The sequence below is a fragment of the Bradyrhizobium sp. 186 genome (genome assembly GCF_023101685.1).
Lineage (GTDB): Bacteria > Pseudomonadota > Alphaproteobacteria > Rhizobiales > Xanthobacteraceae > Bradyrhizobium.
The window spans coordinates 8449987-8467108 of the sequence record NZ_CP082164.1; the positions used below are offsets into that span (position 1 = coordinate 8449987).

Below are 17122 nucleotides of genomic sequence, written 5' to 3' on the forward strand. Positions count from 1 at the left end.
GTGCGGGCCTGTGGTAGCCACGCAGGCATGATCGAGATCGGCTCGCCCCATCAGCGGCCCCCAGGCGCATCGGCAAAGCCCACCGTCTACGTGGTCGACGATGACGCCGCTGTGCTGGGATCCCTGCGCTTCCTGCTGGAAACCGACGGCTTTGCCGTGCGGACCTTCAGGAGCGCCACGGCGCTGCTCAATGCGACGACCCCACCCGGCGCGGACTGCTACGTGATCGACTACAAGATGCCTGACATCAATGGCATCGAGTTGGCCTGGCGGCTGCGCCAATCCGACGCCGACAGGCCCGTGATCCTGATCACCGGCTATCCCGACGGAAATATCTCGGTAAAGGCAGCGGCGGCAGGGATCAAGGACGTGATTTTGAAGCCGCTCCTCGATGAAAACCTGGCGAAATGCATCCGTCACGCCATCCAGGACAGGCGCGGCCACTGACCTACGTGATTCTCCGTAGGTAAACCTCCTTAAGATATCGCTCGAAATTTCCGGATCGCGCGATCCCGCGTACCAATGCACCATCACAACGGAGATGGCGCTGATGCTGACCCAGACGCTCAAGACCCAAGCGATTAAGACCCAAATCGGCGGTAAGATCGCTCCCGCGCGTTCCGTTTCCGAACAGTTCGGCGCGATCGCCGGACATGCCGGCCTCGTTGCCACCGAGTTCTCCTATCGCAAGGACGAGGAGATCTACGGCGAGGACGAGCCCGCCGAATATGTCTATCAGGTCGTCTCCGGCGCGGTGCGCAGCTACAAGCTGCTCTCCGACGGCCGCCGTCAGATCGGCGCGTTCCATCTTCCCGGTGACGTGTTCGGCCTCGAACCCGGCCAGACGCATCGCCTTGCGGCCGAAGCGATTATCGCCACCAGCGTGCGCCTCGTGGAGCGAGCCAGCCTCGAAAGGTCCGCCAGCACCGACGTACAGGTCGCGCGCAAGCTCTGGGCCATGACGGCGGGCGAGCTGCGTCACGCCGAAGATCACATGTTGCTGCTGGGGCGCAAGACGGCGATGGAGCGTGTTGCAACCTTCCTGCTCGAAATGGATCGCCGCCTCGCCGTCGCCGGCATGATGGCACTGCCGATGTGTCGGCGCGATATCGGCGACTATCTCGGCCTCACGCTCGAGACCGTGTCGCGCGCGCTCTCGCAGCTTCACGCAAAGCGCATACTCGGCTTCTCCGGCGCCCGCCAGATCGTACTGCGCAACCGCCAGCGCCTGCACAATCTCGATGCCTGATCGCTTTCACCCGGCCGCGTTTCTCCTCCCCGACTTGGCCCGCCGAACGCATTTCGGCGGGCCTTTCTTGCCGCAATCAAGCCGCGGGCTGCGTTTCCGGCCAAGAGGATCAGAGTTGCCAAAACGTGTGCCAACTGCTGCGGCGGAGTTGAAGCCCAAAACGACCAAACCGGTTCGACCTCTCCCATCAGGTTGTGGCCTAGCAGCCGGCCTGACGTTACCGTGCGCGCAGGCGAATGCGGCGCTGGATGTTGACGTCCTGTAGATCATCCTGATTTTCGCGGTACTGGCCTGCTGGCAGCTCTCGCAACAGTGACGCTGGTCTGGATCTCAGTCCGGCTCCTTCAATGCCGAATGCTGAAGACAGCTTTGTCGAGCCCGCCGCAATCTCCCCTATGAGGCCGACTGGACGAGAGATAGGACCCTCGGCTTGGACCGACTTTCCGCCGCAAGACGCTGCGGGCGTCCGATCAAGTAGCCTTGCATCTCATCGCAGCCTCCTGGACAAGGAGCGACATTTGGACCTTCGTTTCGATCCCTTCAGCAAGCACCGGCACGCCAAGACCCTGAGCGAGCCCGATGACAGCGCGAACGATGGCCAACGATCGCTCGTTCTGACCAAGCGAGGCAACGAATGCCCGATAGATCTTGATCCGGTCGAGAGGGAAGGCCTCGATGTAGGACAACGAGGAATACCGGGTCCCGAAGTCGTCCAGCGCGATCAGGATGCCGAGGCTCTTGAGCGATTGCATCGTCTTCTTCGCGCGCGAGACATCCTCGATCAGCACGCCTTCGGTGATCTCGAGCTCGAGGCGGGCCAGCGACAGCCCGCTTCGCAGCGCCTTGCGGACTTGCGCATCGAGGTTCTCCCTGCGGAATTGCGCGGCCGAGACGTTGACGGCGATCCTCAAGAGTCGGTTCCACGACGCGGCCTCACGGCAAGCCTCCATCAGCACCCGGTCGTCGATCTGGGCAATCGAACAGCCTCAGAGCGCCGCTCGCGCCGCTTAAGCGCGATCAGCCTACCGCCAAAATGGCCTTGCCGGGACCGTCGGATCGCGCATGTCGAGGGGATATCGCATGACAGAACTGTCGGGTGGGACGCCAGGGCTGGCGCTTTACGCGCTTTTTGAAGCCAAGCGACCGGGGCGGAAAGTTCCGGCAGGCGATCGCCCATGGAAACAAAGCCATTACGGATCGGCTCCGCCACTTGGGGCTTCGCGGAGAGAGCCGATCCGCTCACCATCCCTCCAAAGGTGAACGCGAGCGAGCGTTTCGCCCAGAACGAGGCGAGAGGGCCGCTCGGCGGAGCACAACCAGGACACAGAAAGCGAGGGCCGTCGGCGGTGGTACCAGCGGGCGGCGCGATGAGTATCGCAACCGCCCGGCCAAGGTCTTCGGCGGGATAGGACGCTGTGGCCCTGCCGGCAATCTTCAAAACACCCAGAAGCCCGTAACGCAACCCCGGTGAACTTACCGAGACAACTAGTCTCCACGAGGTCCTAACCGGTTCTGCACGATATGACCAGTGTTGAATGTCGCTCGCAACCGAGACTAACCTGGAATCTGCACCGGCAATGCGGAATAACCGTGCACAAAATTGGATTGAACTCGCTCCGGTTCGCCGACCACCTTTACCTCCAGAGATCGCTTCAGCATCTCCTGCCACAGGATTTTCAGCTGCAGCTCTGCAAGATGCCTACCCACGCAACGATGACTCCCAAAGCCAAAAGAGAGATGTTGCCGTACATTTTCTCGATCGATGATGAAGCTTGGGGCTAGCAATAACCTCGTCGTCTCGGTTGCCAGAGATGTACCACATCACAACTTTATCGCCTCGCCTGATTTGCTTGTGCCCTATCGTGAAATCGTCCACAGCGGTCCGGCGCATATGCGCGATAGGCGTTTGGTATCGTATAATCTCGGATACCGCCCCGGGCACTAGCGAAGCATCATCGCGGACTTTTCGCAGTTCGGACGGATTTTGACTCATGAACAAGACGCCACCGGTAATTGAGTTGCGCGTAGTATCGTTACCTCCAACAATCAGCAGAATGAGGTTGCCCAGGAACTCACACGGCTCCATGTTTCGGGTCGCCGGTGAATGCGCCATCATAGAGATTAGGTCAGCGCGCGGCTCGGATTTTGCCCGTTCGCTCCAAAGCCGTGTGAAATAGTCCAAGCACTCGGACAGCACCGCCTTTCGCTTTTCCCAGCTGTCGATCTGGTTGCCCATTTGTGGGCTCAAGGCGGCTACGTCCGACCAGTAGGTCAGCAGCCGTCGATCTTGAAATGGAAAGTCGAACAGCGTGGCCAGCATTTGGGTCGTCAACTCGATCGAGACTCTATCGACCCAGTTGAAGGTATCATTGCGCGGCAAACCGTCCAAGATCTTCTGAACCCGCGAGCGGATCAGGCCCTCAAGCTTCGCCAGGTTCTCCGATGCCGCGATCGGACTGACAGTCTTACGCTGCTGAGCATGGACAGGAGGACTCATCTTAATAAAACTGGGGGTCCAATACTTCTGCGGCGGGTCCACAATTGTGACGCTTCGCTCTGACGAGAATATTGTGTGATTTGAATCCACGGCTACGATGTCGCGGTATTTTGTGATCGACCAATATGGACCGTACGGGCTGTCTTCGCAATAATGGACGGGATCTTCCCTTCGCAGCCGCTCGAAAAAAGGCCAAACGGTATCATCTTCAAAGCGCTTGGGCTCGCTTACATCAAGGCGGCTCAGCGGGATGTCAGCCTCCTCGCAAGCGTTCTCTGCCGATAAGGCTGTCATGATTGTCTCGCGGACATTGGCGTGCAATTTTGAAAGCTCGGCTCATGCGCTATTTGCGCTCGCATGGAAGCTCGGTCGAAACACAACGAGCTGGGCCCTACAGTAACAATGTATGACGCATGTCCATGGCTCGGCTTCGCGAGAGCTCGCACAATCGTCAGAACTCTGAAATTGTCTTACGGCCGAAGTTACTTGGGAATTTGGTTCGGCCCCGGTCGATGTAGAATAGTGGAAAGGCGAGCGAAGCTCCCCTATCAAGATTGGGAGGCGCGCGAACTCGCTTTTGTGGTAGTCAACATCAGGACGCAAGCACTCGCCGCGATGGCACCCAGCGGCACGCCCGGTTGCCACTCGACTACTTATATTGCGCGAGCAGATGGGACCCTAATCACGGTAGGGACTAAGAAGAGAGCGCGGTGCGCCAGGGAGACTCGTTTTTCCTTCACTCGCGATGCGGGCTTTCGTAGAATGAATGAACAGGAGACCGAACCGGCGGTCGTGCGCGAGCCGGACGAGGAGTAAACTAACCTGACGTCACAACTGGCACTAAAGTATCTTCCATGCGCTGGAATAGAAGAGAATTGGCACAGCTGGAAAAGCTCTGGGCCGCGGGACAGAGTGCCGCGCAGATCGCGCGTCATCTCGAGTGCAGTCGCAACGCAGTTTGCGGCAGGCTAGCTCGGTTGGGCCTGACTCGAGGTCACAAGCCACCAACAGCAAAACCGAAGATTAGACCCGCCCCGAAGCGAGGGCCGACGGTGATGGCGGCCGGTCGCGATTGCGTCGGAAAGAAGCTGTCGCAAAAGGCGCTAGATAGCCAGCCTCAGGAAATGAGCAAGCGGCAGCTTTACGCGATGCTAGCTGCGGCAGTCAGGAATACCGCGTAGAACTATCAGGCGCGCCGCGATCTCCCGGGCTATGCGCCGTAGTTGGTCCATCCGGACGATTTGCTTGTTGGTTTGCGCGCTTTGTGGCTATCCGACGAACAGTGGCGTCGAGTAGAACGTTCGCGGCGGAGGGCTCGATCGTAGGTCAAGTCATCCAATCTCAAGAGGCTGGATGCACTGAAGAAGAAAGCGTTCTGGTTCTTGCACCTCGTTTTCGGCTATGCGTTTTCGGAGAAGCGCCCGGCGTTCTGGTTTGCGCCGGTGTTTGTAAGATTCTGCACACGCCGTGCCCGACGAAGTACACGAGCTCGGGTGAACTCCAATATCTGCTACCGACGTGTGGAGAGCTGGACTGGGACTGAGCACGCGGGAAATGATCGAGGTTCGTCCGTGCCCGGGGATGAGACCAGTGGCCGCCCCTCCGACGGAGATCGGCCCTTGTGGTTTAGACGGAGGCGCGAGTTTCCTCGCCGGCTTCGGATCGGCTTGAGTTGACGGCGGAGAGGGAACGGAAGGAGGTGAGGCGGTGAGTAACAGATTCGGCAACGAGTCGATTCGTGAGGTCAGCGCTGCAATTTGATCGGAAATTCGTTTTAACTCGGCCTGCTATGCAGTGATGCTGTGATTGAGCTCCGCTATCTCATCGCTCGCCTTCTGTTGTCCCGATAGAATTTCCGATAGGACCGCCCTGGCGTCGGGTGACAAGCTCAGCCTTGGAGCGACTTCACGGGCCGCCGAGCTCTCGAGATATCGTCTGACGTCGGTCAAAAAATAGACTCCTGCAGTGCACAGACACACGAAGACGACCACCACCTACCATAGGTGCCTTGACGATCTGTGCAAAAACGGTGGCAAGTCTGAAGCGGCCGGCTGTTCAATTGCATCGATCACTTCTCGCTCGCCTACCCGGCTCATTAGTTTTTCCATACCAACTCGAGAACACACTCACGCCAACAGCCGTGGTGCCGCGCGACGATCGACAATACACTGTCCGCGACTATTCCGATGGTTTGGCGTTAGCTCCTATGCGGCTTAGCGCGACGCGAGACTCGTTGCACGCGGGCCGCTCCTACATCATAGCGCGCGCACCAAGCACTGTTGTCGTTGATCGACGACGAGGCGTTTTGGCACCGTTTACGACGATCATTCCCATAAGCATTTATTCGCCCCTGCCCGAATGCGAGCCAGCTTCAATTTCTTGGATCGTACCTTGATCTCCGCAGTTGATGCGAAGAAGACCAACTGTGTCGATGCCATTGCATGAAGGGAACACTGTCGCCCAAATCGCGAACTCGACCACGTCTCCCTGACCCTACCTTCAGACTGCTAGCGTGAGAGTCACCGATAAGCAACGTTTCGCTCCTAGCGACCTTTCCGCCGAGCAATGGGCGCATGAAGGGGTTTGTCGCTCCCGGGGACCATGAACGAGGCCTACCGACGATCCTCGCAATTGGTGAAGTTCGACTACGTACCGGGACGTCCCAGAGCCGGCGCAGGATCCCTGGGTCGCTGGGGAATACGCCAGGCAGAAGTCAACTACCAAACCTTGTCAGTTGATGGAGATTGCGAGGGGACGTATCAATTTTGATCGATGAACCTCGCACGAGTCAGGTCGTGGAGCAGTTCGAGCTCTAGCAGCGTCAACGGCCCTGGTGGATGTCTCGTTGGCGAACGTCGGAGATTAGCGAAGCGGAGTTGAATCTGGGGCCCCGTCGTGGCCGCGTTGATTCGAGTATCTCGCCTGTAGCAGTTGTTCTCTGTCTTCGAGAGGAACGGCTTGCTATCCCACACCGTGTTTCGTCAGCAGATCGGCCGTCACGCAAGCTTCCAATTGTCTAGCGACATTCCGGATTACTGTCGGCAAAAAGAAATGCAAAAGACTTCGCTTGCGACCACAAACTTCGTAAACATAGGATAACAATCATTGCAGACCTCGGTCCTGGAAAAGTATTGCGATGCTCGCCTTCCTTGGTACACCATCTATCCAACTGTAACCCAGTTCTCCACGGTGGTCGGCGCCGAAGCCTCTGAGAAATGGCTGCAGCACCTGCCGGTTAATGAGTCCGTGTCGCTCTATTTCCACGTTCCGTTCTGTCGATCGATTTGCTGGTATTGCGGCTTCGCTCGAAGCATCACTCGCCGGGATTCACCCATCCTAGAATATTTGGCGGTTCTTCGCAGGGAGATCGAGTTGGTCGCGGCGCAGGTGCCGCAACGGCTGCCTGTGAGCGACGTGCACTTCGGCGGTGGAACGCCGACCCTCATCGAGCCCGCGCAATTCGGAGCACTGATGGAACTTCTGCGCCGCCGCTTTGCAGTTTCGAAAACGGCCGCCATCGCTGTTGAGATCGACCCGCGCACGTTCACGCTCGCCACATCCGAAGGGTTAGCGGCTGCCGGCGTGAACCGCGCGAGCCTCGGCGTCCAGAGCTTCGATCCAATTGTTCAAAAGGCCATTAACCGGGTCCAGAGTGAGGCACAAACAGAGCGCGCTGTCGAAACGCTGCGGCAGCATGGAATAATCCGCATCAACTTCGACCTCATCTACGGTCTGCCAAATCAGACGGTGCAGTCCTGCGTTCAGACCGCGACTACGGCGGTGGCCATGCGACCAGACCGGCTTGCGGTATTCGGCTATGCGCACGTTCCTTCCTTTAAGAAGAATCAGCGCCTGATCGACGAGGCAGCGCTGCCAGACAGCCCTGCCCGTGCAGAACAGGCCGCGGCGATGGCCAATACACTGATTGCTGCGGGCTACCGCCAAATCGGACTCGACCATTTCGCCTTGCCGGACGATGAGCTCGCGCTGGCGCAGAAAGCCGGTCGCCTGCGGCGGAACTCACTGGGTTACTCGGCCGACACCCGCCATAAAGTAATCGGCTTCGGCCCGTCGGCCATCGGCCGCCTTGGCGACGGTTACGTCCAGAACGAAGTTGCAGCGGGTTCTTACAGCGACCAAATCAAAGCCGGCCGTCTGGCGACATCAAAGGGCTACTGTCTCAGCCTCGAAGACCGCGTCCGGGCCGCAATCATCGAGCGGCTGATGTGCGATTTCGAGGTCGACGTGCCGGCAATTTGCATTACTCATGGATTTGACCCGGTCCCTTTCCTCGGTTCACCCGAACGCTTGGCAATGCTCGCCGAGGATGGGATCGTGGAGGTGGAAAAGGGATTCATCCGCGTGAGGCAGGAGCATCGTTTTCTAACTCGCGCTGTGGCGGCCGCATTCGATGCTTATCTTGGCACGCCGCTCTGTTAAGACCAGCCAAGGAGCGGTGATCGTATGAAAGCATTACCTTCCGTTACGCGCCCAGAAGCCCGGGTAACGAGTTTCGCTCACCTGGTGCACTCACGTACAGCGCCAAATTCGTAAGGGACGCCGTGCGCAGCTGCGCGACGAGAGCCGCCCCGGCCCTAGCCGCGAAGACAGCTGGGCGAGTTGCTGCCGGGAATTGGACGCCCCCGACTGCAACGCTGTCCGCTCAAGCGGCGTGACCGACAAAGTTCATCACATCGCCACCATTGCCCGTGTGGCCGCGGACCTCGACCAGGACGACGACTGGCTGCGGGACGTCGCCAACAAAATGGCGATCGAGGACGGCTTCATCTGGGTCTACCGCGTCGGAGAAGATGAGATCTAGGCGTTCAGCGACTTCGGTATCGAAAACCTGATCGAGCTCGTCCAGATGTACGAAGATATTTCGACCTGGCTCAAGCGCTGGCAGCCCGGGATACCGCAATCAGCCTGCGGTCTACGCTGGACACGAACTCCCAGCAAGGCGGAGCGCTTCGTGGTGATGACACGACGGATACTATTGATGTGCATGGTCGCCGCTCGACCGGGATCGCTACGGACCGCCGCGCGCAATCCAGAGAAGCAACTGGTCGACGCGATGAGCTAGACCAAAGAGCACAAAAGGACCAGCGCCGGCGCGACACGGCGCCAACGATAATCGAGCACCACAGTTAGAACCGGATCCCGCGGGATCGAAACAATCGTTTCCTGTAAGAGCCTCGCGCAACCGGGATCGAAGCGACCTTCCCGAATTGCCCCCCTCGATGCTGCCATACCGGAGTTCGTCCCTGACGCCGGGACGGTCTCGCGCCGAGCGGCACGTACCTACGATTCGCACAACGACGGCCGACGTCCCGCGCCCGGTCAACTACCAAACCTAGCAATTGATGGAGATGACGGACACATGTCAGTCAGTGCCGGTGAAACTCGCTCGGGCCACATCAAGGAAGAAGTCGCGATGCGATATAGATCCGGTAAATCCAATGGAGCTGATGGATGTTCTGTCTCGTCCCGCAGCTACCAAAACGCCTCCAATCGCGCTCTCCATCTTCCCATGAGAGCCAATCAAGGCCTTGTGCCGGCCTCAGCGAGCTTACGGGCGTCAAAAGATGTTAGCCCCTTCTGCCCGCCTGTGCTTCATCCCATGGAGCGAGCTGCGGGCGGCGTTTCTCGGGTCCGGCGGGTTGTTATGCGAGCTCAGCTACTGGCGCGGCTCTCTGTTGAAGAACATTGCCTTTCCTCGTGGCAGCGGATTTGTCGTGAGAATCCCTCGGCTCCGTGCGTCGGCCGCCAATCTCTCTTGCTAGGGAACGCTCACATCGAGCAGGCCACTCTCCGTGTCGATACGGTGCAGCAGATGCTTGCACTCGATTAGCGATCGAGCGGCTGGGTTGTGTCGCGCTGGGTACCCACCACGTTGGCCAAGCTGCGCCAGCAGTGGTGATAGCGCGGAAGGCTGAGCGGGTCTCGTTGGCATAGAGATGCCACCTGGCCTCAAGCGTCACCTAGATCGCCTTGAGCCCGAGGATCGAGAACCGCTCTAGGCCGTCAGGTGGAAGTTGCACTTTATTCAAATCGATGGACGTGGAAATCACTATGCATCGTTGCGGAATAGCGCCAGTATCCATGCGGGTATACTCGGCTGGCGTAGTTGCTTTCATCTCTCGACCAAGTGCGAAGCCAAGAGGGCGTATTCTCCTTTCCGTGATAGCTAGTCTCGCCGGCAGTTCGGCGGCGGCAGAACCTGGTGATATCTCTGGCCCTAGAAGTCACAGTCCCGATGAGCTCGCCGAGGCAAGAAGCCAAACAATCTCGAATCCGGCTGTAACCTTCCGAAGCGGCCGGCCCAAAGGAGCAGCGCGCCTTTCTGGGAACTTGCTGCCAAAAGCAGCTAGGTCTACCACAACGCGCGACAGTGCGGAGGACACCGCCAAGAGCAGAAGTCAAAAGCAGATTGACCCATTCGCAAAATTCGAGAAGCTCCGCGAAAAAGGTGCGGCGTTCACTGGGCCTGGTCCTGCGGACACGATAGATCAGGATACAGCTTCTGTCAGATCCGAGCTTTCGGATCTCGGGATTGGATTCGCTGGCTGGACCCTAAACACGTTTGTCAACAATCAACTCGGTAATGCCGCCAGAAGCACCATCGCCAATCAACAATATGTCGGCCAGAATCCGACATTTAGTACGGTCAACTCTATGATCGTGACCTATGACCTCGCTCGGTTTGGAATTCCCGACGGTCAGATCGTCGTGGGAGCCGAGCATCAATATTGGACATGGAAGAGCGCCGGGCCAGACCGACTGGGAATCAATGCAGTGTCCTACTATCAAACGTTCTTCGAAAGGAAGATCGAACTCAAAGTGGGTTACCTCAGGAACCAACATGAGTTTGCGGGTGCCGGAGAAAAAGTTTTTGGACCCTCGTCGAAGATGCTGTTCCAAGCAGGCGTGAGCAACAATTGGGCGCCAACGCCGGCTCTTAATCTGAAGTACAATTTTGACGATCGCTTATATAACAAGCTCTCAATCCAGCGCTCGCTCAGTCCAGCCGGTCAATATACGCATGTAAGCGAAAATCCCACTGGCTTGAACTGGAGCACGCGCGACGCGGGCATTCTTTTACTTGATGAAGTTTGCTATAGGAACAAGCCTACTCCCGGGGTACCCGAGACTTGGCTGCGGGCTGGCGCGGGCTTTAACAACAGCAGCTACACGGACCTACAGCATCCGACGCAACCGACAGCCAAGGCGAACAGCGTCTACTATGTAGCTGCGGATAGGCAATTCTGGCAATCTGCCGTCCACGGCTCGGCATCTCGCGGAATCTATGGCGGGTTCTCTGCGATGTACGCTCCGCCTGACCTAAATAGGGCTAGTCAGTACTACGAGCTTCGCCTGTATGCGAAGGGCCTGTTTGACAGCCGGCCCACTGATCAGATGAGTCTTGTTGTCAACAACACCATCTGGAGCCATTTCGCGGTGGACGCGGCACTGGCGAAAGAGCAGCTGGCGCACCGGGACAGCACAGCAATTTCGGGACTGTATACGGCGCATGTGGCGCCCGGGATATATACAACCGTAGGACTGACGTACATCAATCACCCGACAAGCATTACCTACACGCCGCAAACAGGACACGCCCTGAATATATTGGTATCTACGTCGGTATTCTTCTAGGCTCTCAGGACTGCGCGTGAATTCACGGTCATGTAGTCGATATCACAATCGCCCTTTTCAACGGCTTGGGCCACGCATCACGGCGATTTTGGTATCCGCTGTGCTCCTGACGCGAAGCCGGGTACCGCGTAAATTGAGCCGTGATATCCAACGTAGCATGCTGTTGGGAATGGTAGGTTAGAGCCTTTGCTGCTTCGGTCTACGAGCGATAGGCCGACGTCGTACTTGCTCAAGAGCTATACCCTCCGGCCGCGGAATGATCTCCGACGCTCATTTGTTCAATCGAGTGCTGAGCTTGCGGCAGCGACATTGCTTTTGGATGGTCGCTCGTGCTGCTCGTCAGACTCGCGTCCGAGCTCGTACTCTGCCATGACAAGCCGAAATCGTGCCCTCGGAGCTTAGTTCACCCCGAAGAGGTGCGGTAAGCGGAACCGCGACACAGATGCCAAAGCTAGCCAACTACGGCAATCGCTATATCTGTCCGACGGTCGTGGCGCTGGCCGAAAGGCGATGCGCAAGGTCGGCGGACACGTGCCCCCCTTCCGCGGCAAATCGACCGGACGCGGCCGGATGACTTGCGCCACTCGAATGATGACTCATTTTCGCCGGGTCGAGACGAGCTTTAGCATCTTACTTCAGCAAGGAGGTCGCCTCCGGAGTCTGCGGCGCGTTAGCCCCTCCAATCCAATTGCGCGTGGCGGTCTGCTCGGTTAACTTCTCTTCGCAAACATCTATTCGCGCGAACATGCGATAAGAGCAGTGCATTAGCGGTGAATTTGCCGAGCCTTGCTAGGCAACCTTCGTGGACGGGTGCTTCGTCGTCTTGAGGCGCGTTACACTGCATCGACCGTCGACGCTGACGGGCGCGTCACCATCGATTGTGGCACGATGAACGACGCGGTGCTGGTCACCGTAATCGTTGACCGCATAATGCTGCGTTGCGCGGTTATCCCAGATCGCGACATCGCCTTCTTTCCAGCCCCAGCGTACGGTGTTTTCGGGTGCCGTGATATGAGACTGGAATAGATCAAACAGCTTCTGACCGTCGCGTTTTGGGATATCAATAAACCTTTGCACCAGATCGCCGAGCACCAGCGCGCGCTCGCTGGTCTCGGGATGTACACGGACCACCGGGTGCTCCGTCTCATAGATCGTTTTGGTAAAGACCTCATCAAAATGCTTCTGGTCGATTTCGCGAACACGGCAGGTCCCGGCGTAGTCGAAGCCGTTGCTATGAACAGTCCAGAGTTCGTCGGCAAGCCGTTGGAGCGGCCGCGGCAGATCCAGATAGGCGGCCACAGCGTTCGACCAAATCGTATCGCCACCGGACGATGGGACCACAATGGCTCGCAGCACCGCAAGTTTAGGATACGCCGCGAGAAAGGTTCCATCGGTGTGCCATACATCAGCCCGGCTACCTCCGCGTGCGGAATCAAGCTCGATGATCGAGGTCGTTCCATTGATCGTACCGAGTGTCGGATGCGGCACCAGCCTTCCCAAACAAGCAGCAAAGCGCTCCTGCTCCGCGTCATCAAGATGCCCCTGATCGCGGAAGAAGATCACCTTGTGTTCGAGCAGCAAGCTGTTGATCCCAGCGATGGTTTGGCTCGGTAAATCACCCGAGAGCTTGATATTTCTGATTTCAACACCGATGCGCGCTGCGCGCTTGACGACGTCGGTCAGTGGAATGACACTCTCGGTCGAAGCCGTTTGTTTCATTGCGAATTTTTCCAAGCTTTGCGGATTCTTCAAGCGGACAAGGGCGCGTGTCACTCGGTTTCGAAGGCGAGCCTCGCGCTACGGGTACTCTCGAGCAAGCACCATGCCAGTCGGAAAACGGAGCTGTGAACGTCCGTCAGGTACCGGATCGGATTTGAGTCGAACAGTTTGCCAGGAACTCGATGCCACCTCCCACCCTCTTTCCAACGCCACCCGGGTCGGCGGCGAAAGGCATAGGGCGCATAATCGACAGGAAATGTACCGCTCGGCACCCGAAGAGAAAGGCCATACGGTCCTCGTGCAACGTCGGGCAGCCAGCTGTGCGTGCTGTTCTCGTCCAGTATGCGCCCTCCGCTTAACAGTTTGCGGCAATCGGCCAGTCTCGAGCCGCCTCTGCGAACGGGCCATCACCGGCTCTCAAGGTGTCCGGGACCTGCCCTGGCCGTGATCACTGCCGAAACATCATCGGCTGGAAATGGAAGAGGAATAGATGACCTTGGAAGAGCTCCAAACGATTGAACTACGGCTTCATCCAGGCAAAAACCATTGATCCGCGGCACTGGGATCGCGATGTTCTCGATGCACCGACGTCCGAGCACGGTGAGGCAGATGTTCTGCACGGTCCGGCTGGGTTTGCCCAACAAGCCAAAGATATGTCCACTACCAGTCTTTATAGGTGTTTCAATGTTGTCAAAGTAGTTGCCCTCGATCAGTGCTTGCACAGATGGTCCAGCATCCACTGCATGGAAGAATCCGCCGCTCTGTTGCGCATTCGTGTTGTGGAAGTAATTGTTAAGGAGATGAATAATAGCCTGCGCACCGTCAATGTGCGGCGCCCGCCCTGAGATCTCATGGAAATAGTTATTTGCGATGGTGATCGTTTGCGGGACACCAAGAAACAGGAGATTCCAATAGTGCTCCCCGTTACAATAGGAGGAATAGGTATCGCTGCCATCGAAGTCGTTCCAGGAAATCGTAATATTCGTCGTAGGGCCAAAGCCGCCGGCAATCATCTGCCGCCCGATATTATGAAATCGGTTGTGATCGATCCAAACCAGGTCGGCTCGTGCAATTGCAATAGCATCGCCGGCAAATATCACGCCTTGATTGATATCACTGATGGTCAGGTTGCGAATAACGACGTTGCTGACCCCATTTAGGCGCAGCCCCTTCCCTTTGATTGTAGCGCTCGGGCCAACGCCGATCACCGTCTTGTTTGAGCCAATCTCCAGCGGGCGCTTGCCGGCCCTGTCGAAGCCGACCAATGTCTTCTCCTTGCCATCGCAATGCGCATCGTTGCCATCCATAAGGAGAAGGGACTCACTCTTGTAAGGTGCCGAACAAGCACGGCCGTATTGGCAACCCTGCCCCTCGCCTTGCCCTTCCGTACCGGTAAAGTCTATGGTTCCAGCTACCTGGATCTCAAGCTGTACGAACGACACAACTCATACTTCAGAGCTTTGGTTGATCTGACCTGAACTACCTCGCCTCCAAGGCCGCCCGTCGCTGCAGAGCCAAAGCCCTTGAGGGCTTCCGATCGCACATTGTTCGATCCGAGCACGGAAGAGACGCCGACGACGACAGCAAGTCCACCGAGCACGCGCAACGACCGCTTGATGTGCTTCATCGTGTCCTTCATAGGCATGTGCTGTCTCTTACCCGGAAAATCCGCACGAGGCCTTGAATTCTCGAGCTCAAATGCTGAACTGGAATATGCGGCGTTAACGCCATCAGATCGTCCTCAATAAGGCAGGATCGGAATATCGGAACCATGCTACGCAACAGCCGAAGTGTGCAGCCGCAGGCTCCGCACCAGCTGTGATGGATCTGGGTAGCCATTGAGCCAATCACGGCCGATGAAAGCAGCGGTCGATGCTTCGAGAGCCCCGTCAGAGGAATACTGTAGGGTGCAACACGCCTGGCCTGGGAGGATGGGCCGTCGCTCCTGACGTTTTGCTGGACCGGCGGGAGGCGCTTGAGCTCTTCGGCATTTTCGACCAGCACCAGAACGCGTGGTGCATGATAATTCGCATCCCGCGGGAAACAGATAGGCGGCGCGGCTGGGATCCACGTCTTCCTGGATTGCACGTCGGATGTTAGGCCTCTTCTTCTGCGATATAGATGGGCCAGATTGGCCCCGTATGTCGCGTGCCAGACACATCACACGGACGGACGCCTCCTACGCTACGCTTCATGACCGGCAATGTCACGCCGCCGGAATGGCTACGATTTCCTTGTTTTTGATTTGTCCGTCCAGTGCCAGGGGCGGATCTAGCACAGCCAGTCACCGCCAACCTGCGACTCGCGGCGCGGCGAGCTGATGCGGCAACGGCTCAGCCGCAATTCTGGTCGTCCCACTCATAGCCCTAAGGTGAAGCTACTCATGTGCTGCAGTCATCGCCACGAAGAGCCGAATTCGTCTGCAGGCGGCGCGTGGAAGGCAACGGCTGGCCAGCGTGCAAACGCACCCTCCGATCTGCACCTTCGACGCATCATAGGTTTACCGCCCCCAGGGGCCTAGCGCGCGCGGAGGAATGAAACTACCCACCAAGACTGATTGTTTTTGTGATCCAGCATGAGGCGTACCCCAGTCCGAATCATGAGTCGCCCGGCTTTCCGTTGGGCTGCCGGGGAGCTTTGCCGATGTACACGCCGCCCTCCTTCCAAGTTATCGATATCACCGACGTTCATCGGACGATGCGCGAGGCACGCTCGGCGACACTGATCACCGCTACTCAGGAAGGGCTTGTTGGAACGATGCTGCCCGTAGTACTCGACGAGAGCGAAGGCTCCATGGGCACGATTTACGCCCACGTGGCGCGTGCGAATCCGCAGTGGAAGCTGACACCGACTGGCGAGGCGATGGCCATTTTCGCTGGAGCGGAGGCCTATGTCAGCCCCTCCTGGTACGTGACCAAGCACGAGAGAGGCGAGGCCGTACCGACGTGGAACTATGTCGCTGTGCATGCCTACGGGCCCGTCGAATTCTTCGATGATGCCGATCGGCTGCGAAAGGTGGTCACGCGACTGACCGATGTGCATGAGCGCTCGGGCAAAGACCGCTGGGCGGTGTCTGACGCCCCTGCCGATTTCATCAAAACGGAGCTTAAGGGGATTGTCGGTCTGCGATTGCAAATTACACGGTTCGATGGCACGCGGAAGATGAGCCAGAACCGCAACGCGGCGGATCGCGCCGGCGTCATCGAGGGATTATCGAAGAGCGACCGTGACGAAGACCGTCGTGTGGCTCACCTCATTGCGAAAGGATGACGAACCCGAACGACGTATTGTGAACGACGCGGTACCACCTGCATTTCTCCATATCCTCGACTGCTCTCCTTCTGCACAGCGATGCGCCGGCGGCGGTCGGTTCCTGCTCGCGTCAGGTGCTTTTCACAGAGCACAGAAAACCATACACGACGCCATCGCTTGCGCGTCACCTATTGCGAGCGGCAGCAGTGGCGCGAGGCCCCAAGGCCAATTCCGGAGAAGAAGAGCGGTACACCGGTTGCAATCCGGGGCCCGCTTCGGGGCGCATGACAGGATGCTCTGCATTGAGATCGGATTCAAGGGGGCTGCGCCGGCTCCACGGTTATCGAAGCAACCGGTTCCTAAACCAGTTTAGCACGGAATCTTGCGATTGGCGCTAACTGATCAGCCACACTGAAACTTCTGCACAGCCACAGGCGACGGTTGCATGCATTAAAGTAAATCATGTCGCCCTCCCGACTCAAACAAAGATGCTTTGGAGGGCGATTGCCGTCATTCTCTCGAACACTGCGTGTGCAGCTTTCGTCTGATTCCGCTTGACGCCCTGCAAGTCTCAAGAGACTTGCAGGAAGCCCTCAAAGCGTCTTGAATCCGACGTTAGGGTCAGATTGCAGATCTTCTGACAATTCGCGACAATCTGCGCTCGCTCCAACACTCCCCGATGGGCAGTAAGAAACGCGAATGTCTCAAATCCTCAAGGTCCCGCCGCTCGCTTCTGTCACGATGATCGG

11 protein-coding genes and 1 pseudogene are annotated in these 17122 nt (G+C 57.9%); 8 read left to right on the plus strand and 4 right to left on the minus strand.

Going from position 1 to position 17122, the window contains the following annotated elements:
- The first annotated feature begins 27 nt into the window (after positions 1-27).
- Together IVB18_RS40505 and IVB18_RS40510 are read left to right on the plus strand one after the other, a co-directional pair.
- The gene (locus IVB18_RS40505; RefSeq protein ID WP_247803818.1) at positions 28-447 is read left to right on the plus strand and encodes a response regulator; all 420 of its coding nucleotides are present in this window, start codon (positions 28-30) and stop codon (positions 445-447) included.
- Positions 448-550: 103 nt separating this feature from the next.
- A complete protein-coding gene (locus IVB18_RS40510) occupies positions 551-1249 on the plus strand; it encodes a helix-turn-helix domain-containing protein (RefSeq protein ID WP_247985788.1) in 699 nt (232 codons plus the stop codon).
- Positions 1250-1719: 470 nt separating this feature from the next.
- Here the strand turns inward: IVB18_RS40510 and IVB18_RS40515 are convergent, their stop codons facing one another.
- A complete protein-coding gene (locus tag IVB18_RS40515; protein ID WP_247991852.1) occupies positions 1720-2199 on the minus strand; it encodes an EAL domain-containing protein in 480 nt (159 codons plus the stop codon).
- A 604-nt stretch (positions 2200-2803) separates the two neighbouring features.
- A pseudogene (locus tag IVB18_RS40520) lies at positions 2804-4040 on the minus strand (cytochrome P450).
- Positions 4041-4600: 560 nt separating this feature from the next.
- Between IVB18_RS40520 and IVB18_RS40525 the strand changes: the two are divergent.
- The 5 genes from IVB18_RS40525 to IVB18_RS40545 all read left to right on the plus strand — a co-directional run bounded on the left by IVB18_RS40525 (position 4601) and on the right by IVB18_RS40545 (position 11402).
- Complete coding sequence (locus IVB18_RS40525; protein WP_247985789.1) at positions 4601-4927, plus strand: GcrA family cell cycle regulator; 327 nt, start codon at positions 4601-4603, stop codon at positions 4925-4927.
- 1924 nt (positions 4928-6851) lie between these two features.
- Complete coding sequence (gene hemN, locus IVB18_RS40530; RefSeq protein WP_247985790.1) at positions 6852-8186, plus strand: oxygen-independent coproporphyrinogen III oxidase; 1335 nt, start codon at positions 6852-6854, stop codon at positions 8184-8186.
- A 232-nt stretch (positions 8187-8418) separates the two neighbouring features.
- A complete protein-coding gene (locus IVB18_RS40535) occupies positions 8419-8568 on the plus strand; it encodes a hypothetical protein (RefSeq protein WP_247985791.1) in 150 nt (49 codons plus the stop codon).
- Between the two features lie 45 nt (positions 8569-8613).
- Entirely contained in the window at positions 8614-8829 is a 216-nt protein-coding gene (locus tag IVB18_RS40540) for a hypothetical protein (protein WP_247985792.1), read from the plus strand.
- Positions 8830-10097: 1268 nt separating this feature from the next.
- Positions 10098-11402, plus strand: coding sequence for a carbohydrate porin (locus IVB18_RS40545; RefSeq protein ID WP_247985793.1), 1305 nt, complete (start codon positions 10098-10100; stop codon positions 11400-11402).
- Between the two features lie 789 nt (positions 11403-12191).
- Here the strand turns inward: IVB18_RS40545 and IVB18_RS40550 are convergent.
- The gene (locus tag IVB18_RS40550; RefSeq protein ID WP_247985794.1) at positions 12192-13121 is read right to left on the minus strand and encodes a TauD/TfdA family dioxygenase; all 930 of its coding nucleotides are present in this window, start codon (positions 13119-13121) and stop codon (positions 12192-12194) included.
- Between the two features lie 407 nt (positions 13122-13528).
- On the minus strand, positions 13529-14563 hold the full coding sequence (locus tag IVB18_RS40555; protein WP_247985795.1) for a right-handed parallel beta-helix repeat-containing protein: 1035 nt from the start codon (positions 14561-14563) through the stop codon (positions 13529-13531).
- Positions 14564-15764: 1201 nt separating this feature from the next.
- Here IVB18_RS40555 and IVB18_RS40560 point away from each other — a divergent pair.
- Positions 15765-16391 (plus strand): FMN-binding negative transcriptional regulator, encoded by a 627-nt coding sequence (locus IVB18_RS40560; RefSeq protein ID WP_247985796.1) that lies wholly within the window; start codon positions 15765-15767, stop codon positions 16389-16391.
- Positions 16392-17122: the final 731 nt, after the last annotated feature.